Origin of the sequence: Roseofilum reptotaenium CS-1145, from assembly GCF_028330985.1 — a bacterium.
Lineage (GTDB): Bacteria > Cyanobacteriota > Cyanobacteriia > Cyanobacteriales > Desertifilaceae > Roseofilum > Roseofilum reptotaenium.
This window is the reverse complement of sequence record NZ_JAQMUE010000079.1, coordinates 141711-164699: the sequence shown is the minus strand read 5'-3', so window position 1 is coordinate 164699 and position 22989 is coordinate 141711. Positions and strand designations below refer to the sequence as shown.

At 45.2% G+C, this 22989-nt stretch carries 19 protein-coding genes and 3 pseudogenes; 13 read left to right on the top strand and 9 right to left on the bottom strand.

What is annotated here, in order from left to right; genetic code table 11:
* Window positions 1-3: 3 nt before the first annotated feature.
* The 6 genes and pseudogenes from PN466_RS15635 to PN466_RS26380 form a co-directional block, all read left to right on the top strand.
* Window positions 4-525: pseudogene (locus tag PN466_RS15635) on the top strand (RNA-guided endonuclease IscB); the annotation flags it as partial.
* A 99-nt stretch (window positions 526-624) separates the two neighbouring features.
* A complete protein-coding gene (locus PN466_RS15630; protein ID WP_271940694.1) occupies window positions 625-2496 on the top strand; it encodes a hypothetical protein in 1872 nt (623 codons plus the stop codon).
* Between the two features lie 41 nt (window positions 2497-2537).
* A pseudogene (locus tag PN466_RS15625) lies at window positions 2538-2675 on the top strand (four helix bundle protein); the annotation flags it as partial.
* 219 nt (window positions 2676-2894) lie between these two features.
* Window positions 2895-4073 (top strand): IS4 family transposase, encoded by a 1179-nt coding sequence (locus PN466_RS15620; RefSeq protein ID WP_271940692.1) that lies wholly within the window; start codon window positions 2895-2897, stop codon window positions 4071-4073.
* Between the two features lie 142 nt (window positions 4074-4215).
* Entirely contained in the window at window positions 4216-4980 is a 765-nt protein-coding gene (locus PN466_RS15615) for a calcium-binding protein (RefSeq protein WP_271940690.1), read from the top strand.
* A 106-nt stretch (window positions 4981-5086) separates the two neighbouring features.
* Window positions 5087-5206, top strand: a pseudogene (locus PN466_RS26380) (four helix bundle protein); the annotation flags it as partial.
* A gap of 76 nt (window positions 5207-5282) precedes the next feature.
* Here the strand turns inward: PN466_RS26380 and PN466_RS15605 are convergent.
* From PN466_RS15605 to folD, 3 genes are read right to left on the bottom strand one after another with little or no spacing between them, the layout of a single operon-like run.
* Complete coding sequence (locus PN466_RS15605) at window positions 5283-5741, bottom strand: divergent PAP2 family protein (protein ID WP_271940687.1); 459 nt, start codon at window positions 5739-5741, stop codon at window positions 5283-5285.
* A 9-nt stretch (window positions 5742-5750) separates the two neighbouring features.
* Window positions 5751-6677: a geranylgeranyl diphosphate synthase CrtE gene (crtE, locus tag PN466_RS15600; RefSeq protein WP_390890011.1), complete on the bottom strand. Its 927-nt coding sequence runs from the start codon at window positions 6675-6677 to the stop codon at window positions 5751-5753.
* A 37-nt stretch (window positions 6678-6714) separates the two neighbouring features.
* Window positions 6715-7590 (bottom strand): bifunctional methylenetetrahydrofolate dehydrogenase/methenyltetrahydrofolate cyclohydrolase FolD, encoded by an 876-nt coding sequence (folD, locus tag PN466_RS15595; protein ID WP_271940887.1) that lies wholly within the window; start codon window positions 7588-7590, stop codon window positions 6715-6717.
* Window positions 7591-7760: 170 nt separating this feature from the next.
* Here folD and PN466_RS15590 point away from each other — a divergent pair, with 170 nt between their 5' ends.
* Window positions 7761-8108: a hypothetical protein gene (locus tag PN466_RS15590; RefSeq protein ID WP_271940683.1), complete on the top strand. Its 348-nt coding sequence runs from the start codon at window positions 7761-7763 to the stop codon at window positions 8106-8108.
* A gap of 23 nt (window positions 8109-8131) precedes the next feature.
* Here PN466_RS15590 and PN466_RS15585 read toward each other — a convergent pair whose 3' ends face one another.
* A complete protein-coding gene (locus PN466_RS15585) occupies window positions 8132-9823 on the bottom strand; it encodes a serine/threonine protein kinase (protein ID WP_271940681.1) in 1692 nt (563 codons plus the stop codon).
* 229 nt (window positions 9824-10052) lie between these two features.
* Between PN466_RS15585 and PN466_RS15580 the strand changes: the two genes are divergently transcribed.
* Window positions 10053-10682, top strand: a complete 630-nt coding sequence (locus PN466_RS15580; protein WP_271940678.1) for a Crp/Fnr family transcriptional regulator — start codon at window positions 10053-10055, stop codon at window positions 10680-10682.
* Here the strand turns inward: PN466_RS15580 and PN466_RS15575 are convergent.
* Both PN466_RS15575 and PN466_RS15570 read right to left on the bottom strand, forming a co-directional pair.
* Window positions 10663-10869, bottom strand: coding sequence for a hypothetical protein (locus PN466_RS15575; RefSeq protein ID WP_271940675.1), 207 nt, complete (start codon window positions 10867-10869; stop codon window positions 10663-10665). The genes PN466_RS15580 and PN466_RS15575 overlap by 20 nt on opposite strands.
* 13 nt (window positions 10870-10882) lie before the next feature.
* On the bottom strand, window positions 10883-12091 hold the full coding sequence (locus PN466_RS15570) for an FAD-dependent monooxygenase (RefSeq protein WP_271940673.1): 1209 nt from the start codon (window positions 12089-12091) through the stop codon (window positions 10883-10885).
* 68 nt (window positions 12092-12159) lie between these two features.
* Here PN466_RS15570 and PN466_RS15565 point away from each other — a divergent pair, with 68 nt between their 5' ends.
* Window positions 12160-13608: a glycosyl hydrolase family 57 gene (locus tag PN466_RS15565; protein ID WP_271940670.1), complete on the top strand. Its 1449-nt coding sequence runs from the start codon at window positions 12160-12162 to the stop codon at window positions 13606-13608.
* Between the two features lie 77 nt (window positions 13609-13685).
* Window positions 13686-14288, top strand: coding sequence for a Uma2 family endonuclease (locus PN466_RS15560; RefSeq protein ID WP_271940667.1), 603 nt, complete (start codon window positions 13686-13688; stop codon window positions 14286-14288).
* Window positions 14289-14363: 75 nt separating this feature from the next.
* Here PN466_RS15560 and PN466_RS15555 read toward each other — a convergent pair whose 3' ends face one another.
* Window positions 14364-15347 carry a heme o synthase gene (locus PN466_RS15555; protein WP_271940664.1) on the bottom strand — a complete coding sequence of 328 codons (984 nt, stop codon included), beginning with the start codon at window positions 15345-15347 and terminating at the stop codon, window positions 14364-14366.
* 114 nt (window positions 15348-15461) lie between these two features.
* Window positions 15462-16373, bottom strand: a complete 912-nt coding sequence (locus PN466_RS15550; protein ID WP_271940662.1) for a COX15/CtaA family protein — start codon at window positions 16371-16373, stop codon at window positions 15462-15464.
* A gap of 571 nt (window positions 16374-16944) precedes the next feature.
* On the opposite strand from PN466_RS15550, the gene PN466_RS15545 reads away from it, so the two are divergent.
* The 3 genes from PN466_RS15545 to PN466_RS15535 all read left to right on the top strand — a co-directional run bounded on the left by PN466_RS15545 (window position 16945) and on the right by PN466_RS15535 (window position 20443).
* Entirely contained in the window at window positions 16945-17943 is a 999-nt protein-coding gene (locus PN466_RS15545) for a cytochrome c oxidase subunit II (protein WP_271940660.1), read from the top strand.
* A gap of 93 nt (window positions 17944-18036) precedes the next feature.
* Window positions 18037-19695 (top strand): cytochrome c oxidase subunit I, encoded by a 1659-nt coding sequence (ctaD, locus tag PN466_RS15540; RefSeq protein ID WP_271940657.1) that lies wholly within the window; start codon window positions 18037-18039, stop codon window positions 19693-19695.
* 127 nt (window positions 19696-19822) lie between these two features.
* On the top strand, window positions 19823-20443 hold the full coding sequence (locus tag PN466_RS15535; protein WP_390890010.1) for a cytochrome c oxidase subunit 3: 621 nt from the start codon (window positions 19823-19825) through the stop codon (window positions 20441-20443).
* 158 nt (window positions 20444-20601) lie between these two features.
* On the opposite strand, the gene PN466_RS15530 is transcribed toward PN466_RS15535, so the two are convergent.
* Window positions 20602-22983, bottom strand: a complete 2382-nt coding sequence (locus PN466_RS15530) for an ATP-binding protein (protein ID WP_271940654.1) — start codon at window positions 22981-22983, stop codon at window positions 20602-20604.
* Window positions 22984-22989 lie beyond the last annotated feature (6 nt).

Sequence of the window (22989 nt, the reverse complement as noted above, 5' to 3'; positions counted from 1 at the left end):
GATCGGATATTAGGGCAAGCTAAACGATCCTTAGCTGACAGTACGGCTGTCAATTCAACTCGATGGACGTTGTACGAAGAACTAAAAAAGACTCGATTGCCTGTAGAAATTGGAACGGGAGGTTTGACCAAATACAATCGAACTTGTTTAGGTCTGTCCAAGAGTCACGTACTTGACGCGGCTTGTGTAGGCAAGTCTACGCCGGAGCAATTAATTGTTGAAGCCCAAAAAACTCTTTTAATTGCGGTCAAAGGTCACGGAACGAGACAAATGTGTAGAACTGATAAATATGGATTCCCGACTCGTTATGTGCCTCGTCAAAAGTTGGTCAAAGGATTTCAAACAGGTGACATTGTAAAAGTAGTTGTCACCAAAGGAAAAAAGATTGGAACTTATGTCGGCCGTGTTGCTGTGCGCTCCACAGGGAGTTTCAATATTTCAACAAAAACTGGACTAGTTCAGGGAATTTCGCACAAATATTGTACTTTAATCCATGGTAAAGATGGTTATGCTTACAGCTTTTAGATTGCCTCTTTTTGGGCCATCGAACCCCAAAAAGAAGCCCCCGCTTCCTCTCGCCACCAACTCTTCGGGTATGCTGGGAGTCTCCACAGGGAGGCTGAGATGAGTATGCGCCGGTCTTTACGTCCTTTACGTCTGTGGTACGAACGAGCGATCGCCTTAATTATTTTGCTCAATGTAGGCTTAGTGTTGTTTGATGCCACCTATGTTCGATCTCGCAATCAGCATTTATGGCTGAATTGGAAGGTTTTTGAGTGGAAGGATATCCCTCAAGAAGAGTATGTAGCCTTGGTGGATCGATTAAATGAGGCGATCGCCAATGAAGGTTTAGAATCTTTAGCGGTTCAGTCGTTACTCTCCCAAGTGCAAGCCCGAAGCATGGATATATTCGTGGAGAATCCCCCATTTCGACTACTGGGTAGATATAGTAATTTACATCAAATTCAGGAAAGAATTATCGAGAGTACAGGCTTAACGGATTTAAATGCGGCGATCGCCCAATATTGGAGTCGTGACTTTATTGCCCGTCGTGGTTGGGGAAGCCATTGGAGTGAGTTTAATATCGAAATTCGTCCTTTTCTACTCTTGTATGAACCAGTTCTCGATTATGACATTATTAAAGGCATTGAACCCGATCGAGGGGCGCAAGACTATGTGCGAGAAGTGGCTCAATTAAAAGCTATTTTAGAATTTGAAGGCCCAGACTCTGCCCTGGTTGAGCCACAATTAGAGCGATTAAAAGAGTTAACCGATCGGATGATCGATGAAGAATATGCCATTAATTCAGTTAACAAATCAGGCAAAGTTAACCGAATGAAAACAATGATGAAAAATTATATCTATAGTGACGATAATCAAGCCAACCGAGAAATGATTCAATCTCGACTGAATCTTTTCCGGAATCCAAATTTAATTCAGGTCATTGCCCCTGAGTTATTGTGGGCAGATTTATCGGCTAAAGATGCATTTTATGAATTCTGGTCTAGGGAGAATTTCCAGGAGGATAATTGGCGAGAATCGATAGACTTTCTGCGGAATAATTTTTACTTTTTAGTGGAATCAATGTACTATAGACACTTAGATAGTACAGGAGAATTTGCCAATCGCTTTCTGCTGATTGATTTTCCATTTTTATTAATTTACTGGGTCGATTTTATCGTCAAGGTTTTGGGTCGATTTTATCGTGAGAAAGGGATCAGTTTAGGACTGGCGATCGGTACTCGTTCTTATGATTTACTCTTACTGCAACCTTGGATACCTGGCTTGCGCGTGATTCCCTTAGTCATTCGCTTTAACCAGTCCGATTTAATTGATTTAGAACCAGTACAAAAGTATTTGGGCTTAAATTTTATTGCCAGTTTTAGTCAAGAACTAGCTCAAGTCGTGGTTAATCGTGGAATTGGGCAACTGCAAAGTCGAATTAGTGATGGTTTAATTCAGAAAGCTTTTACTAAAACTCCTCGTGATGCGAATCCTGAAGCTGAAGTTACCATAGAAAATGGAGAACAAAAACAACGTAGCTTTGGCAGTATTACGGGACGAGTGTGGGAAGTCACGGCTTGTAATGTACTGCCGGAAATTTCCCCCGATCTCGAAGCGTTCTTACGCTACGAAGTGGATAAAACACTGCAAAAGTCAGGTTGGTATCAGCGACTGCAAAAAGTTCCTGGTGTACGCCGTTTTCCCGATCAAATTGCCGAAAAACTGGTACAACAAATTATTCAGGCGCTCACCCTTAATCCTCGTAAATCTTATCTGAAGGGACAAAGCCAAGCGCCCGATATGCTGGAACAGCAATTGAAAGAGCGTTTGGGGGAAAATTTCCGCCTAAAATTACAAGCAGAACTCCAGAAAAATTATACGTTTGAGGAAATGGATTTATTGCTTATTGAACTCTTGGAAGGTGCAAAAATTGGGGATCGAAATGACTCTGTGCCCCAAGCCCAATTAAATCCTGCTGAGGGGAATAGGTAGTGGGTAATGGGTAATGGGTAATAGGTAATAGGTAATAGGTAATGGGAAGACCAGATTTTGAAGAATTGGAAGTTTATCGGTTAGCGGAAGAGTTAGCCAATGAGATTTGGCAAATGGTGATTTCATGGGATAGTTTTGCTAAAGATACTGTTGGGAAACAATTGGTTAAAGCCGCAGATATAGGCTTTCTCGAATAAATGAGGTACTCTCGGAGCTAGAACTTATCAGGCATTAGATAATGCGATCTCTGTAGCCTTCAGTCAAATTTCTGAGTCAGATCTTCACAACTGATTTACCTCAAGGGGTGACAAGGCGGCTCAAGGGTAGGGAGTGAAGGGGGTTGAGCTGGCGATCGCTAAAAGAGTAAAGTGGTCTGGTAGAGACCACCAAAAATCTAAATGTTCCCTGAATTATACCAGAAAATCCTCAAAGCCCATTTAAGTCTGACACAATATTTAACGTTAAATCTGCTAGTATTGGTAGTGCAAGGGTGTCGAAATGTAGCCCTATCGAAACTAGCAGAAAGATTTCCTCAACCGATAAAAGTAGCCAGTCGAGTTAGAAGTATTCAAAGGTTACTGAGTCTGAAAAGCCTAAATGCCAAGAAAGTCTGGTTTCCGATAGTGAGAGAATTATTAAAAAAAGAAAAAGAAGAAAGGGAAGGGAAGAAAAAGAAGAAAGGATTATTTCACCAAGAATATCTGCTATTGGTGATAGATAGAACTCAATGGAAAGAAAGAAATGTGATGATGTTAAGTCTAGTGTGGGGGACTCATGCCCTGCCGGTATATTGGGAAATGTTGAGGAAAAAAGGCAGTAGTAGTCTCGAAGAACAAGAAAGAGTATTAAGTCCCGTCTTGGAGCTACTGAAAGAGTATAAAATAGTAGTAATAGGAGACCGTGAATTTCAGAGCGTCAAGTTGGGTGAGTGGCTATATTCAAGGGGTGTAGACTTTGTACTGCGTCAAAAAAAGAGTACCTGCATCGCGGAGAATTCATCTTTATATGAGTCCCTAGAGAGCCTAGAAATTAGACCAGGAATGAGCCGATTTTACCGAGAAGTCTATTGTGGAAAATCTCATCAGCTAGGGCCCTTTAATCTAACGGCTTATTGGAAAAGAAAGTATAGAGGGAAGGGGCCAAAAGAAGCCTGGTTTATCCTGACGAGCTTAGATGATATGGAATTAGCTTTATCATTTTATTCGGCTCGATGGGGAATAGAAACCCTGTTCAAAGATTGTAAAACAGGGGGCTATAATCTAGAAGAGACCAGGGTAAATGAGCAACGGTTATTAGCTACTATATTAGTCATAGCAATGGCTTATACTTGGGCCACATTACAAGGGATAGCTTGGGGAAAAATGTCCATCAATTCTTATCTTGCCCGCCCCACAGAAAAGGAACGTAAAGTAAAACGTCACAGTCATTTTTATATGGGCTGCTATGGATTGTTGTGGGTTCACGCCTTTCAATCTTGGTCTTCTTTGGCTCAAGAACTAATGGAGTCCAAACCTCATAAACGCTTGTTTTTTCAGAAGGGTTTAAATTCCCTATCCCTTATACAGTCTACTCTTTAGCCCCCTTGTCACCCCTTGAGCTGATTTACACACTGTTGTTATTGCGCTTTATCTATTGTAGTATGGCTACACTAACTTCCATCTAACCCTTGCCCTGCATCCTTTTCAACTTCTTTGTCCTCTACTAAAAATCTAACTAACTATGTCTAGCAATAATAGCACTCTAACTCCGGACTCGAGTTTTCCTATTTCTCGGCTGCTGGCAACGAATAGTGATGATATTATTGTCCTCAATTCTACAGCCGGTGCCAGCTCTCTCATTAACTTTCCAGGAGGACTCTGGGCCCTCGATGGTAATGACATCGTGACTGGCTCATCCTTGAGTGAAGTTATTTTAGGCAATCAGGGTAATGATATCTTAGACGGAGGTGGAGGAAACGATCGCCTTATAGGCGGGCAAAATGGTGATATTCTCAATGCTCAAGACGGCGATGACCTCTTACGCGGCGACCTCGGTGACGATATCCTCAATGGAGATGGGGACAATGATAGCCTTCGAGGGGGACAAGGTAACGATATCCTCAATGGGGGAGCAGGGCAAGATCTGCTCATTGGCGATCTTGGCATCGATATCCTCAATGGTGGGGCAGGTGCAGATACTTTGATTTTCCGTACTGATGAAGCCAATGACAATCCCATCCTAGTTGACCAGATTGCTGATTGGAATAGTACTGAAGATCTCATTGGCCTGACAGATGGTTTAACCTTTTCTGCTCTAGTGTTTGATACGAGTCAAAATGTAGCAGGCAACATGCCTAATGATACCTTAATTCGGATTCAAGCAACGGGGCAAATTTTAGGCATTTTGGTCGATTTCTCTTCTGGATTAAACAATAGTAATTTCATCTCGATATCAGCAGCTCAAATGCAGATCGGGTCTGACGTTTTTTCTCCTTCAATACCTTAGTATAGCCTTTCTCTATTCCAAGGGACTATATAAGCCCTCTCCCCCAACCCCCTCTCCCCTGGGAGAGGAGGCTCAAGATTTATCTCATCTATTTGAGAAAAACTATAGCATCTGTGCTAATATCACTGAGGGTCGAAGAAGGTGGCATTTTAAGGATAACCAACGGTTTATTCGTATTGCTAGAGGATCGCTATATGAAACAACGAGCTTTTTACGATTGGTTTATATAGCAGAGAAAGAGTGGGTTAGGACTCCGGTTCAATACTGAAACCTAGCTACCATAACCTATTCCCCATTCTCCATTAGAATGTATAACGACACGCTAACCAGGCAATGACTACGCCTAACAGTAGTCCCATAATCACTTGAAATGGGGTATGGCCGAGTAGTTCTTTGAGACGGTCTTCATTAAATTCTGGGTTTTCCTGAAATAACTCATCAATAATTTGATTAAGGATACGAGCTTGTTTACCGGCGGCTTGGCGAACCCCTGCGGCATCATACATAACAATGATGGCAAAAATGGTGGCGATCGCAAATTCTGGACTTGACCATCCCGTCGTCATACCAATGCCAGTCGCTAAGGCAGATACCAGGGCAGAATGGGAACTGGGCATTCCTCCCGTGGTGACTAAAGCTCGAATATTGAGCTTTTGATGTTTAATCAAATCAACGACTAATTTAAGCGCCTGGGCACTCAAACAAGCAATCAAAGCGATGATTAATATCCGGTTCCCCAGAATCTCATTCACAACCTGCATTCCTCTTCTCTAATAACTTCGGGCAGTAATAAAGTCCGCGATCGCCAGTAGGGGTTTCGCCGCTTCTCCATACCCCTCTAACTGAGCTTTTGCTTGTTCAATTAAGGACTTACTTTCTTGTTTGGATTTCTCAATTCCCCAAAGACTAGGGTAGGTAGCTTTTTGGGCTTGGGCATCTTTACCACTGGTTTTTCCCAGTTCTTCAGAAGTCGCCGTAATATCGAGGATATCATCGACAATCTGAAAGGCGAGACCAATATTTTTGGCATATTGACTTAAACGCTCTAATAAGTCTGAGGATGCCCCCGCAAGCATGGCTCCAGAAACGACGGAAGCTTCGAGTAATGCGCCGGTTTTGTGGGTATGGATATAGTTTAAAGTGGAGATATCAACATCCGATTTACCTTCAGATTCGAGATCGACCACTTGTCCCCCAACTAACCCCGCCGCACCAACGGCAGTGGAAACTTGGATAATGACCTGTAATAAGCGATCGCTCCCCACTCCTTGAGTCTGACGGGCAATATGTTCAAAGGCGTAGGTTAGCAGTCCATCCCCGGCTAAAATAGCGATGTCTTCCCCATAGACTTTGTGGTTGGTGGGCTTACCCCGACGATAATCATCATTGTCCATGGCAGGTAAATCATCATGGATCAAAGACATGGTATGCAGCATCTCTAAAGCGCAGGCAGTCGGCATTGCCATGTCTATGGTGCCCCCAGATAGCTCACAACTCGCCAGACAGAGAACAGGACGTAGACGTTTACCTCCAGCTAAGAGGGAGTAGCGCATGGACTCATAGAGGGTTTCTGGATAGAGCAGGGGGAGCGCTTGATCTAAGGCAGCTTCTACTTGGCGCTTGCGATCGCCTAAATAAGAGTTTAAATCAAAGGCGATCGCTGATCGAGGAGATTGCATGTCGTTTGTTCGTACCATTCTGAATGGGATTTGGGTTAAGGTTAGATCTTTAAATTTATGCGATCTTTTGACGGTAACTCCATACTGTATTTTGCAATAATAGGGCCACGGTCATCGGCCCAATCCCACCAGGAACAGGGGTAATGGCGCTACAGATAGGTTTGACAGATTCAAAATCCACATCTCCGACTAATTTCCCTTTGCCCTCATTACTAGGAATACGATTAATTCCCACATCAATGACCACCGCACCAGGTTTAACCCATTCAGCGGTAATCATCTGGGGTCGGCCTACCGCAGAAACTAGGATATCAGCAGAGCGGGTAATTTCAGATAAATTTTGCGATCGCGAATGGGCAATCGTTACGGTAGCGTTGGCTTCGAGTAACATTAACGCCATCGGTTTACCGACTAAAATACTGCGTCCGACCACAACGGCATTTTTTCCAGAGATCTCAATGTTATATTCTTTCAGCAGAGCCATGACTCCTTCAGGGGTGCAACTGCGCAGTCCCGTTTCTGAGCGCACCAATTTTCCCAAGTTGGTTGCATGAAGTCCATCCACATCTTTTTGAGGGTCAATCCGATGCAAGAGGGCAACCGCATCTAAATGTTTGGGTAGGGGGAGTTGCACTAAAATACCATCCACTCGCTCATCTTCGTTAAGCGCTGCAATAACTTCTTCAAGTTCAGCTTGCTCGGTGGAAGCGGGGAACAGGCGACCAAAAGACTCAATGCCAATGCGCTCGCACGCTTTTTGTTTATTTTTTACATAGATGGCACTAGCCGGATCATCTCCCACCAAGAGTACCGCTAACCCTGGAGGACGGCCCATTTGGGGTTGTAAGGACTCAATTTCAGCTTTTAACCTTGCTCTGATAGTGCGAGCCGTTGCTTTACCATCGAGAATTTGTGAGATATCGTTTGCCATGCCAAAAATCAATTGAGAAAGGGACAGAGAATTATAGCGCGAAGCACGGATAATGGCCAACGGTGAGAGTTTCCCCATTCCCTCCTGCCAACTTTCGCTAGAATCAAAACGTAATTTTGAGTAGAGTCCACAATACTCTCATGCACAAGCGAAGGGTTAGGAGGTGGAGATTGATTAGCCTAGTGTTGATCGCCAGTTTATGGGGATGTAGTCTAGAATTGCCCTTTAGTTTACCCTCTGATGGGATTACCCCCATTGAGAACTTAGTGCCCACTGCTTCCGGGACGGTTGAGATTCAAGGTCAGGTGGTTAAGTTCATTCCCCTGCTCAATGGCTATGCCTATCAGTTAGAAGATGATACGGCGATTGTAGTGGTGGTTGCTACAACAGAAGCGCAGCCAGTGGCGATCGGTGATTCAGTTAAAATACGGGGAGAATTGCGCTATCAAAGTATTCCCATTCAAGGACAGGAATTAGGGGAGGTCTATGTCGTGGAGTTAGAGCGACTGTTGAATTAATACCTATTCCCTATTCCCATTAATTATTTCAACTGCTTGTCCCAAACGGCGACATAAATACGGTCATTGCTTTCTCGTTCAATTACACCCCTCCAGTTCTGGTGGGAAAATTCATAATATCTGGCTTGACCTCGGTGTACTCGCTCAAATTCATCGATCACGGCTAGGGGAGCGTTACTGCCTAACATACCATTAACCATCACCCGACTGATAAATCGATCGATGGTTGGGTCAAAAGAGACTTCCGTTTGTCGAATTGTGCCAGTATTGGGATCGAGTAAATATCCCAATTTAATCTTGCCTAAATCATAACTGATGGCTTTGGTTCCCCAGAGTCCGGGTGTTGTTTGGCTCGGTTCTCCAAGAGCCGCTAGCACGAGTGCTTCTGAGGTTCCAGGCGGAAAACCTCTCGCCACGGGAGGGGGAGTGGGTTTAGTCGGTTGGGGGGTGGGAGTTGGAACGGGTGCGGGGGTAGGTACGGGGGCAGGTGCGGGTGTTGGTGTGGGCGAGGGCGTGGGTTTAGGTGGGGGTTTGGGTGAAGGTGCTGGTGTCGGAGTGGGCGAGGGTGGAGGTTTGGGTGTCGGAGTGGGCGAGGGTGATGGAGAAGCTTGTGGCGTTGGAGTGGGTGATGGAGAGGGTTGGGGACTGGGGGACGCAATGGGTTCAGAGGGACGGTTAGCCCGTTGTAGGGTGGCGGTTACTCCTCCGATTAAACCAGCGATCGCCACTAAAATCACTATCGGCAGCCAAAGCCATGGCCGAGGTTCAGTCGTACTACTCGGTTTCACAGTTCCCGATGTACCTGTAGTACTCGGACGAGGCACAGACGGCGGAACCAGGGCAATAGTGGCGGCTTGGCTGGTGGATGAAGGGGTGGGGGTAGTGGCTTGAGGAGTAGTCGGAATAGCCGTAAGTGATGTTTGGGGCAATAAATCCAGCCATTCCCGAATAGTTTGGGGTCGGTCTTCAGCATTCAGCGCCATGCCCCGTAACACCGCTTGGTTCACCGCAGGACTCAGATGGGGTTGGAGGTCTCTGGGGCTTGGCATTTGGTGGCGATCGCGTAAAATAGAAGCCACGGGTATTCTGGCCGTCAGTATCGTATACAGGGTAGCCGCCAGTCCATAAACATCACTGGCAGCACTGCGACGCTGCGATCGCATATACTGCTCGATAGGAGCATAGCCTTCTGAAACTAAACTGGTATGGGTTTGGGTTAAATTCTGCTCATATTCTCGGGCAATACCAAAATCAATCAGCACCACGTCCTGAGTGCCTTCGTGCAACAGAATATTTTGGGGCTTAATATCTCGATGCAACACACCCTTCTGATGGACAACCTCTAGCGCTGCTCCAATTTGATGGATATAATGAATCGCGAGATCCTCATTTAAGGGGCGATCGGGATACACCAACTCAGCTAACGTTGGCCCTGGAATATAATCCATCACCATATAGGGCATCCCATCTTCCGTAAAGAAATCGCTCACCCGCACAATATGGGGATGCACGCACAACGCCAAGCGGCGAGCCTCATCCTGAAACTTCTGCTCAAACTCCTGAAAATTAGGCTGTTTCCGAATCGACTCATTCAAAGTTTTAATCACCACTATCTGATGCAGATAATGATGGGTCGCCTTAAACGTTAATCCAAACCCACCTTGACCCAGCTCTTCATCAAGGGTATATTTTCCTCCTTGCAGTGTTTTGACCATAGTTTCAGATATGTCGCTGTTGTCTAAAAAGGATTTCAAGGTGAGATAGTTCGATTGTAATCCAAAGAAAGAGTTGATTAGAAAGGGGAAAACCACGGCCCATTCCCAACCCCCCATTCCCATTTAGCACCCTCTCAACCAAAGCTTAACCTGAAGATTACCTGTTTATGAATGTAACGTCCTAGACTAGCAAGGGAACCGACATTAACTCATACACTAGGACTTTTGTATGGTTTCCTCACTTCTGCCTACCCGTGATTCTCAAATCCAATTCCGTGAACTGCTTGAAGACCTCTATCAAGGTCGGAGTTTAGTAGACTTTGTTGGTGGGCAAATGATTCCCCTCAATTCTAGTGATATTTGGGTGGTCTGTCGGGGTGTAGTGAGTTTAAGTTCCATTCAGACCAATGGTGAAGAATCCTTATTAGGCTTCGCAGTCCCTTCTATGCCCTTTGGTTTACCCTTAACTCGGATTGAAAGTTATCAAGCTATTGCTCTATCGAATGTGGGGTTAATGCGCTTTACCCTGACCGAAATTGAAACATCTCCCATCTTATGCAGCAGTTTATGGGAGCAATTGAGTCGTCGTTTACGGCAAACTGAATCAATTCTGGCTTTAGTCAGTCATCGACGTGTAAAAGAGCGCTTAGAACAATTATTGTTATTATTAGCTCACGAAATGGGCCAATCCACCGAAGACGGTCGAGGAATACGCTTACCGGTGAAGTTAACCCATCAGAATTTAGCCAAAACCATTGGTACAACTCGGGTAACCGTCACTCGGTTAATGAAAGAGCTGCGCCAAGATGAGTGGTTAACCCTAGACCCGGAGCGTCATATTACTCTCCAGAAGGATTAGTTGTGCTTGAGTTCTGGAGTTGGGCAAGAAACCAAGTGCCGACCGTGGTATTATCGGAAGTGCGATCGCGCTCCAAACCCATTTCCAGCAGTCCAATTGCTAACCCCGGTAACCGCATCGATTCTCGGATTCTTCGACTCCCACCATTGCTCATCATTTCAAAAGCAATAATTTCAGTTTTTTTCACATCCACTATCCAATTACCCATTACCGCGCGAAGCACTATATTGCCCAGAAGGTTGATAATCAAACAACCACTTAAACTGTAAATCTCCTAACCAAGTCGGTGTTAACCGGTAAATCCAGTTCCGCACCTGACAACTCAGAGGATTTTCTAATTGACCCAAAGAACTGATTTGGCGCGAAGATTCAAACACTTGGGTAATGCGTGGTGTACGGTATTGCTCAAATTGTCGTAGAGTTTGAGCAAGTTGGGATAAATCTGCACAAGTTTTAATTGAGTACACTAATTCATAGGCATCTTCAATGGCCATGCATCCCCCTTGACCAATACTCGGTTGCACAGGATGGGCAGCATCTCCGATTAAGGTAACTCGATTTTTGCCCCAAACTGGGGTTAGAGGTAAACGGTCATAAATGTTATCTTCATAAATATCGGTTTCTTCAAGGGCTTCAATAATTTGAGGCACTGGTGAACTGTAGTGTTTAAACAGTTGGCGCAAGAGCGACTTTCGGGTTCCGGGTTGACTCCTAGGACTCTCTAGAGGCACATTATCAAAGGCATAAAAAGAGCGTTGACCGTCGCCTATGGTAAAATAAGCGAGGCGATCGCCTTTTCCCCAATATTCCATCCAAGTATACTCTGGATTAAAATTAATTCCTTCTGGGTTAAAATATCCACGCCAACATCGCATCCCACTATACACAGGGGGGTCTAGTACCTTGTCTGCATTCAAAGATACTCGAACTTGAGAATAGAGTCCATCCGCACCAACCAAAACATCACCCCAGGTTGTATCCCCATCCTCAAAACAAACCTCGATTTTTTCCTCCTTTTCCTTAACCTCCACAAACTTCTTGTTGGTTTGCACAATACCTGACGGCAGTGCATCATATAACAGTTTCTGTAAGACAGGACGACCCAGACAAACCCCTAAATCCGAGCAATTAACAAACTCAGGAGAGTTAATATATAAAGGCTTTCCTTGTGCATTGCTAAAGCCCCCTTTCTTAATTTTCCCCCCTTTTTCATACAGTGCTTTAGCCAAGCCCAATTTCTCATAGACACTCATGGCATTGCGTTGGATAAAAATACCTCCCGGCCCCGATACCATGCCTTCCCATGTCCGTTTTTCATAGAGTTCTACCTCTAATCCAGCTTGCACACAGGCAATAGCACAGGTTAATCCACCAATACCACCACCAATAATAATTACTTTTGGGGTCATGACTGATACCCTATAGATTTAAGGAATAAAATAATTGTAAATCACAATCCGATCGCCGTCTAAACCCCATGAATCCCACTCCCTTACCTCCTATCTGTGGCTCAGAAGCAGAAATTACCGCCATTGTCCAAGAACAAACCCCCATTTATCGCTCTAAAACCTGGAATATCAACCAGATTAGTGCTGCCTTTGCTTGTGCCCTGCATATGCACCAACCTACAATTCCGGCAGGAGAAAATGATGCATTAATCAGCAATTTACAATATATGTTTGAGCATCTCCAAGAAGGAGATAATCACAATGCAGCTCCCTTTGCTTGGTGTTATCAACGGATGGGAGAATTTATCCCAGAATTGATTAATCAAGGCTGTCATCCACGCATCATGTTGGATTATTCCGGTAACCTGCTTTGGGGATTACAACAAATGGGGCGCGAGGATATTCTAGCCTCTCTAAAAAACTTGACAAAATCCCCTTATTCTGATTGTGTAGAATGGTTGGGAACGATGTGGAGTCATGCCGTAGTTCCCTCTACGCCCATTCCCGATCTTAAATTGCATATTCTAGCATGGCAGCATCAATTTAGAGCAATTTTTGGTACAGAAGCTCTAAAGCAAGTTAAGGGATTTTCGCCACCAGAAATGCATCTTCCCAACCATCCAGATACCCTCTATGAATATATTAAAGCCTTAAAAGAATGTGGCTATCGCTGGTTATTGGTGCAGGAACATTCAGTTGAGCGTTTAGATGGCAGCCCTCTGCATCAGGACGATAAATATGTGCCCAATTGTTTAATCGCTCGCAATTCCCAAGGGCAAGAAATCAGTATTATTGCTTTGATTAAAACTCAAGGTTCAGATACGAAGTTAGTCGCACAAATGCAACCGTATCATGAAGCGAAAACGCGCTCTAGAAGAACCTTGGGAAATGTAGATCTGCCCAGTTGTATCACTCAAATTGCCGATGGTGAAAATGGGGGCGTGATGATGAATGAGTATCCCCGTGATTTTAATCCAGTATGGCATCAGATTAAAGGCAATGGTCAAGAAAGTAATGGAGTTGTTGGCTTAAATGGGACAGAATATTTAGAATTACTCGAAAGCGCCGGAGTAAAGCCGGACGATTATCCCGTTTGTCAAGCTGTAGAGCAACATAAAATCTGGCACAAATTGGGGGATGATATGACTCCAGAGAAAGTGCAAGGGGTGTTAACTCAATTAAAGGAAAATGACCCCAATTTTCATCTGGATGGAGCCTCTTGGACAAACGATCTGAGTTGGGTAAAAGGGTATGAAAATGTGTTGGAGCCGATGCATCATTTAAGTGCTTTGTTTCATCAAAAGTATGAGGGTTTAGTAGCCCAAGATTCAACCGTTACTCAACAGGAAGATTATCAACAGGCGCTGCTCTATGTTCTACTGCTGGAAACCAGTTGTTTTCGCTATTGGGGACAGGGAACTTGGACGGATTATGCAAAAATGTTGTACGAGCGGGGAATGGAGATCCTACATGATTAAGAGCGATCGCGCTTTTCTGAACAGATGTTAATATCAAAGCAGTATAACCCGATCGCTTGTAAGAATAGAGATTGCCTATGAGTTCTTTTGCCATCTCTCCTTCTATCCTCCCCACTGCCGAACAACGCCTAGTTTTGTCAGGAGTCAGTTGGCGGCAATATGAACTCTTGTTAGCCACTCTGGGAAATGATTTTCCTAACTTGCGACTGAGTTACCTAGAAGGAGTCCTCGAAATTATGGCGACTTCACGAGAGCATGAAGAACTGAAAACGATGATTGGAATGCTTTTGGAAGCCTACTTTCAAGAAGCGCGGATTCGTTTTCATGCTATCGGTTCAGCGACGTTTCGTAGGGAGATGGCGCAAAGAGGACTGGAACCCGATGAGTGTTACTGTCTGGATCATAAGAAAGAATTCCCGGATCTAGCGATCGAAGTGGTCGTCACAAGCGGTATGGTGGATAAATTGCAGATTTATCAAGGTTTGGGAGTCCAGGAAGTGTGGCAATGGAAAGAGGGGAAGTTTTCGTTGTATCGCTTGCGTTCTACAGGATATGAGGCGATCGCCAAAAGTGAGCTTCTCCCCAACTTAGATGTATCTCTCTTAGCCAGTCATGTCAAACCTAGCGAACAATTCGATGCAGTCATGGATTTTCGCGATCGCCTTCGCCCATCGAGTTAAAGCCCTAGTCTACCACTAAAAAACCCGCCGTAGCGGGCAAAACAAACAACAGAGAACAGACAGAGATGAATGATCTTAACTCATACTCAACACCATACCCATCAAGGTCTCTAAATGACCGGTACAAGCTTGTACCATCTGATGGGTCATGGGGAGGCTATCGATCACCATTCCCGTACACAATACCATCATATACAAAATCGAATACTTAAACATGGACTTGGCTAACGGCAGATCCTTGGGATTTTGGTATAAAACCCAAGCTTTTTGGAGGAAAATTCCTCCTAAAACCAAAGCAAACCCGCCATAGACTGCTCCACAGACTCCCAAGGGATAAATCAACATCAACGAAACGGGAACCACCAATAAAGAATAGATCCAAATTTGCTCGGTGGTCACTTCTTCCCCTTCTACCACAGGTAACATGGGCACGTTTACGCTGGCATAATCTTCCCGAATCATCAGAGCTAAGGCCCAGAAATGGGGTGGAGTCCAAAGGAAAATTAAGGCAAATAATAACCAAGCAGCCCAACTTAATTCCCCAGTAACTGCGGCCCAACCGACTAAGGGGGGGATTGATCCAGCCGCTCCACCAATCACAATATTTTGGGGGGTATTACGCTTGAGCATGTGGGTATAGACGACCATGTAAAAGACAATGCCCATCATGGCCAAAAGAGCAGCTTGCAGATTAGCAAATCGGGTTAATAATCCAAAGGATAATCCAGCCAAAATTAAGGCAAAAATTAGTGCATGTCGCGGTTGAACTTTTCCAGAAGGAAGGGGACGCTTGCGCGTGCGTATCATCGCATAATCAATATCCAGGTCATAAATGCAGTTGAGGGTTTGGGCGGACGCAGCAGCTAAGGTTCCCCCAGTAAGGGTAACAAGTAAGAGGATGGGATCGATTTTGCCTTCTGAAGCAATCCACATACTGGCGGCTGTGGTAATCAGGAGTAGGGGGATAATACGAGGTTTAGTGAGTTGATAGTAATTGCGCCAGGTCTCCAGAAGAGCATGTTGAACAGAAGAGATGGAAAGTCTTGCGGTGTCTTGCATAGATCAATATGGCGCTTTGCGCTGATATAGGGCATTAGTGATCGAAGAAATGTTTTTCCTACTGGAGATCGGGGAGAATGCGGCGATCGCGAAGCGAAACGGAGTTTTATCGCCTCAGTGATTCGGAACATTATCGCGCCATGCTAAAACTGAAAAGGCAGTTAAAATCCCCAATAAACATGCGCCAATAGTTTGATGGGCAACGGTTAGGGGTTCCACTTGTAGATGTAACCACAACGTCCCCACTCCCAGCAGAATTTGTAAGACTAAAAGACCTGCTGCATAGTGAATTAAGCGCCGTAGCAAGGGGTGCAGCGCAGGAGTGCGCCGGGCCCAGATAATCAGAATAGCAGTGGTAATCAGGGGAGGAAGTACGCCAGCAATATGGCTATGCATAATTGCACAGAGCTGATTTCCGCCTAAGCATTGATGAACGGCCCATTGGGACGCGACGAGCGCTCCTAAAATACTTTGAATGTAGACCAAGCTGGCGGCTACTGTGCCCATCCAGGGCAGTTTTCCGGTTGCTCCTGTGCCGTTATAGGGGAGCAACAACATCCAGATGATGACCAGACTGAGGAAAAATAAGAGAGCAGTTCCCAGATGAGCGGCCACAATATCAAACCGCAAGAGTTGAGTAACCGTGAGGCCTCCAAGCAGTCCTTGGAAGACTACTAACCCTAAACTCCCCGTTGCGGCCCAGGGTAACCATCGGGGGAGTTCCTGACGATACCACCAGGACAAACCCATGAGGAAAATTGCCCCTAAGCCAATTAAACTGGCATCCAAACGATGGAACCATTCCAGAAATACCTGTAGATTCATCTGTTGGGTTGGTACTAAGGTTCCGTAACACAGGGGCCAATCTGGACAAGCTAAACCCGCATTCATCACCCGAGTCGCGCTACCCACTGCCATTAAAAGCACTGTGGCTACTACAAGCTTGACGACTAAATTGAGGATTCTTTGTTTAGGGTGAACTTGATGCTTGGATTCTATTTGTTCATGGAGAGTGAAATTAGCCATGTCCATACTCACGCTCGTTTATGCAATAAATTATCAATCCATGTTAAACAATTCGTGAGCGAATGCTCACCAACCGAAAATAGAGGGTAAGACCATTTGGCCTAATGCCACTGGTCTACTACTGTAATCAGGCGATCGCCAATCCCAGCCAGGCTTTTGTTTTTCTTTCGATTCTCAATCATCGGTAATGGGTACGTGACTCTCTTTACGTCTGGAGTGTCTCCCCATTCCTGAAAAAAGTATTAAGGATAGCTTAGGATAACGCCTGGATCGAGAAGACCTGCTCTAACGTAAGTAGAGAAGTGAAGATTCTTTTCTCTGAAAAAGGGATCTCATTGTTCAGAACCGCGTGGCTCGCGGGAATAGTCTGTGGAGCGAACATAAGACCATAAACTCGCGACTAGGGTGGAGGCAGTTCTCAGACGCAGAAATCTAAAGCCTCCTGCGGAGGGTAGCTCTCGCTAACGTGAGGTTTCCGCTTCGCGGACATGAATTAGGAATCACCGTGGCAACAGCGCCCGGTGAGGATGTCAAACGTTCAACCCCTTGAAGATGGATCAGCATAATCACTGTGAATATTCCGAGTAACATTATCACCCTAATTGCTGGTATTCTCTTAACTCTGATCAGCCTCTGGTTTGGTCAACATCATGGTTTAATGCCTGTGGCTGCTTCCGAGGAAGCGCCCTGGATTGATGGACTATTTAATACTATGATGACCATTTCCATTGGTCTGTTCTTACTGGTTCAGGGTATTCTGATCTTTTCGATCGTGCGCTTCCGCCAGCGACCGGGAGACGAAACGGATGGCCCCCCTATTGAAGGCAATATTCCCCTAGAAATTGTCTGGACAGCAATTCCAGCGATGATTGTTTTAGGCTTGGGGGTCTATAGCTTCGATGTGTATACCAATATGGGCGGACTCGATCCGATGGCATCCCACGATCATGGTCAACAGGTAGCGCATATAGAGGGAGCCGCGATCGCCGCGCCCCTGTCACAAGAAGCACCGACACTGGAAAAAGCAAATCGTCGAGTGGCGATCGGTATCGGCGCAGATCCCAAAGAAGTGGGTAAAGCCCCCGATCTCGTTGTGGATGTTCTCGGCCTCCAATATGCTTGGATCTTCACCTATCCAGAAACCGGGATTGTCAGTGGAGACCTACATATGCCTGTAGACCGGGATGTACAACTGAACATTAAAGCTGCTGACGTGATTCACTCCCTGTGGATACCCCAATTCCGGGTCAAACAAGATGCCATCCCCGGCCGGGAAACAGAACTGCGCTTGCGCCCCAGAGAATTGGGAACCTATCCCGTTGTCTGCGCTGAATTGTGCGGTTCCTACCATGGAGGGATGAGAACCCAAACCATCGTTGAATCCGCAGAAGACTTTGACCAATGGGTAAATGAGCAAATTGCCTCAGTGGATGGGGACAATCTGGGAACTCCAGTGGCCAACCTCTCCTCCGAAGAATATCTAGTGCCTTATACCCAAGAAATGGGTATTGATGAAAACGCCCTCAAAGCCATGGGTACTATGGGCCATGAACACCATCATGCCTTGTAATCTTAGGTCTAGCTCATTCCTTAAAAGGGGGATTTTTAAGGGAAAAATTGGTTTCCCTATTCCCTATTCCCTATTCCCTATTCCCTAATATCTATGTCACAACCACAAGAATCAGCCGCTGTTGAAGCCTATCGTCCCAGTTGGCGAGATTTCTTAAGCTTCAGCACCGACCACAAAATAATCGGGATGCAATACCTGGTTACCTCCTTTGTTTTCTACATTCTCGGAGGACTCTTAGCCGTTGGTATCCGTACTGAATTAGCCACTCCAGAAGTGGATTTTGTCAGCCGAGAACTCTATAACGGTTTGTTTACGGTTCATGGAACTGTGATGATTTTCCTTTGGATTGTTCCTGCTGGTGCCGGTTTAGCCAACTACCTGGTTCCTCTGATGATTGGGGCGAAGGATATGGCCTTTCCTCGGCTCAACGCTGTTGCCTTCTGGTTAATTATTCCAGGGGGCATTTTGTTGATGTCAAGTTTCTTTGTTGGCGCTCCTGGAGCAGGCTGGACTGCCTATCCGCCCTTAAGTACGACAGGCGATAAGGCCGGGGAATTCATTTGGATTATCAGTGTGCTGTTGTTGGGAACCTCTTCCATTCTGGGGGGGATCAACTTCATGACCACGATTGTGAACATGAGAATGCCTGGCATGGGGATTTATGATATGCCCCTATTTTGCTGGGCAACTGTCTCGGTTTCCATCTTGATTTTGATGTCTACCCCAGTTTTAGCGGGCGCACTGGTCCTGTTAGCCTTTGACTTAATGGCGGGGACTTCCTTCTTTAATCCCACGGGGGGCGGCGATCCGATTGTTTATCAGCACCTGTTCTGGTTTTATTCCCATCCAGCGGTGTACATCATGATTGTCCCCCTGTTTGGTGTAATTTCGGAAATTATTCCCGTGCATTCACGTAAGCCAATCTTTGGGTATAAGGCGATCGCCTACTCCAGTCTCGTCATCAGTTTCCTGGGTCTCATCGTTTGGGCGCACCATATGTTTACCAGTGGCACACCCGGCTGGTTACGCATGTTCTTCATGGTTGCCACTATGATCATCGCCGTACCCACTGGAATCAAAGTCTTTAGCTGGATCGCCACCCTTTGGGGCGGCAAAATTCGGCTCAACAGTGCCATGCTATTTGCCCTCGGCTTCGTTTCCCTCTTCGTGGTGGGTGGCTTAAGCGGCATCATGTTAGCTTCTGCTCCCTTTGATATCCACGTTCACGATACCTATTTTGTCGTCGCTCACCTGCACTATGTCCTATTTGGTGGCAGTGTCTTCGGCATTTATGGCGCGATTTATCACTGGTTCCCCAAAATGACCGGCAGAATGCTCAATGAAACCTGGGGTAAAGTACATTTTGTACTAACATTCCTCGGCTTTAACCTCTGCTTCCTCCCCATGCATTGGTTAGGCTTACAAGGAATGCCTCGCCGGGTAGCCGAATACGATCCTCAATTTGCCACCATTAATATGGTGTGTACAGTGGGTTCAATTCTTCTGGCGATCTCCACCTTACCTTTCTTAATTAATGCCACTTGGAGTTGGTTAGCTGGCTCTCTTGCACCGGCTAATCCTTGGAATGGCTTAACCCTAGAATGGTTAACCGCTTCTCCACCGCCAGTGGAAAACTTCTTAGAACCCCCCGTTCTTTGGTCTGGTCCCTATGATTATGGGATTGATACTGAAGAATCAGAAGAGGAAAAATCGGTGGATGAATTGTTAGCAGAAATGAAACCCTCTGCTTAGTTGGGCACGGAAACTAGAAACCGGGTTTCTACGAAAATCTGGCATAGAATCGCAAAACTTGCCAGAAACCCGGTTTATCCCAAGCCCCATTCCCCATTCCCTATTCCCTAAATTGGAGGATTTTTGTATGCAAAGTTCTGCTGAAGCCACAGCAACTGTAATGGGATATGCCGAAGAAACTCACGGGGTATCCCATCATGAAGAACATCCAGATCATCGCATATTCGGGATTCTGATGTTCCTGATTGCGGAGTCGATGATCTTTTTGGGATTGTTTGCCGCTTACCTTACGTTTAAGCTCACCTCACCCGACTGGCAACCGGAAGGCACAGAACTGGAATTGCTTCTACCTGGCATTAATACCATCATTCTGATTTCCAGTAGTTTTGTCATTCATAAGGCTGGGGATGCGATTAAAAATAAAGGTGATGAAAAAGGACTCCGACTCTGGTTTGGAATTACTGCCCTGATGGGAGCTGTGTTTCTCATCGGACAGTTGTATGAGTATTTCCATCTCAGCTTTGGCTTAACTGATAATGTGTTTGCCAGTACGTTTTATGTACTGACGGGCTTCCATGGTTTGCACGTTTTGTTCGGATTAGTGTTAATTTTGGGCGTATTGTGGCGATCGCGCGTTTCCGGTCACTATTCCCAAGAGTCCCACTTTGGTGTAGAAGCCGCCGAGATTTACTGGCACTTTGTTGATGTGGTCTGGATTGTCCTCTTTACTCTGTTATATATCCTGTAGATAATCCACTATTTACCCACATCATGTTGGAAAAACAGGGTTTTTGCCAAAAACCCTGTTTTTCCTTTTTCCTATTGCTATTCGTGCCTATTGCCAAATCATAACCTAATCGTCCTTACTCGCTCATTCACTGCTATCGTAAAGAAAAAAGGCTAACATCAACCCTTCGTATAACCATTGATCAATTGAATAATCCCTTGATCGTCAAATTCATCCAGTTTTTGCATGATTTGCTGACAAAATCCATGATAACCGATATTGTTTTTTTGAATCGCTTTTACCTCTATTTCAATAGCCTCAATATCGCCAATTTTCGCCACTTCAATAATTTTTTCCAACGATTCTAGAGGCGGGATTTCTTGTGATTTTGGAAGATTGATCGGTTCAACAGCCGGGTTGGAAGGGACTAGAGAACGAGTTTCCCAGTCCAAATATAGATACTTTTTCAACAGAGAAAACAATTGCTGAAAATCAATCGGTTTACTCAAGAAATCATCACACCCAGCCTCAAGACTGGCGACTTGATCTTGACTTAAGACGCTGGCACTCGAAGCAATAATCGTAAGTCCTTCAAACTGAGGTTGAGTGCGAAGTCTACGGGTCATTTCAAAACCATCTAAAACAGGCATGACTAAATCGGTAAGAATCAGATCGGGATGGAACTTTTCTGCTTGAGCTAATCCGATTTCTCCATCGGCCGCTTCGCAACAGTCAAAACCTAGAGAGAGTAACACTTCTCGTAGCATTTGTCGATTGACTTCCTTATCATCAACAATCAGCACTTTGCGTCGATGGCCAACATAACCTACAATTTCGTTTTGTTCTTGATGAATAATGGTTCCCCAAGATTCAGCCATGGGCAGTTCTAAGTCAAACCAAAATTGACTCCCTTGACCAAGAATACTGGTGACTTGAATTTCGCCACCCATTAAGCGCACAATTTGCTGGCTTATGGCTAAACCCAGTCCAGTCCCTTGGGCTTGTTGACTTTTCGAGCCGACTTGTTCAAAGGGCAAGAAGATTTTTTCCACTTGCTCTAAGCTCATGCCCACTCCAGTATCTTGGATACTAAATCTTAACCAGATGTTTTTTTCGCTAGTCGTCGGTAAGTCTTCAAGGGGATAAACTTGTAAGATAGTGCGCCCTTGATGGGTAAACTTAATTGCATTTCCTAATAGATTTAAGAGGACTTGACGCAGGCGTTTGTCATCTGCCATTATGGCCTTGGGTAGTCCTGGGTGTTCGCTATATTGAAATTGAATTCCTTTGTTATCTGCACGAACTCTAGACATTTCTGCAATACCCGAAAGAAAGGCTGGCAAATGGAATTCTTGGGGAATAAGGTCGAGTTTACGGGCTTCAATTTTGGCTAAATCGAGGATATCGTTGATCAGATTGAGTAAGTGAGTTCCACATTGTTCAATAATTTCTATTCCGTGCCGTTGGGTATTGAGGTCTTGGGTACGTTCCATGATTTGGGTATAGCCGAGAATGCCGTTGAGGGGAGTTCGCAGTTCATGGCTCATGTTGGCGAGAAATTCACTTTTGGCTTGATTGGCTTCATCAGCAGCGAAGCGAGCTTGTTCGAGTTCCTGGGTATAGATACTGATGCGTTCTACCAGTTGGTTAAAGGCTTGGGCAACGGTGGCGACTTCATCTTGGGTGGTGACTTGGCAACGGAGGTTAAAGTTAGATTCTTGGGTGATTTGGGTGGCGACTTGTTCTAGGGACTGGAGGGGACGAGCGATCGCCGAACTGGTTAAGAAAACCAGTAAACTAGAGAGGAGGAGAGAACTGGCAATACTGACAACAATAATCCACCGCCGCAGATATTCGGCTTGTATGCGTTCATGTTCTGCTCTGTGATATTGGTTATCAATGACTTCTTCAATCCAAACCAAATTTTCGAGCAAGCGGTCAAATTCAATTTCAATTTTTGTGGCTTCTTGGGAGGTGAGAGTATTGATAATTGTTTGCCGTGCGGGTGCAATTTGGTTGGCGGTGAGACTAGGGGGGTCAAGTTGTTGCCAAAGTTCGAGAATGAGATCTTTATATTGTTGGGTTACCTGACGGTATCTAGCTAGGGTGTCTTGCAATTTTGGCAGATCAACATCGGAAGCATAAGCATAGTTTTGCAAAAACTGCTCAAAGGCTTGGTTGGCTTGTTCTACCCGGTCGATATCAGCAATAAATTTATCCGCTTCATAGCTAAACCAAATGGTGTCTCCGAGGATGCCAATGAGTCTTTGGGGATGTAAACGGATGGCGAGGATGGCATTTTCCTGATCTTTTAGGAGAAGTTGTTGGCGCGAGGCGATCGCCAATTCTTCGTTTGCTCTATGCTGATAATATTCTCCAATAAACAGCCCAGCTAAGGAACCACAAATGGCAACTCCCAAGGAGAATCCATATCCGATCGCAATTTTCTGACCAATACTCAGATGATTGATCTGCTCCACCACCCGATCCCTGAAGGATGAGTTAGTCCACCACTGGTTTAATCGATCAATCATCGTCCAACGTAGGGAGTTACTGACCATTGCTAT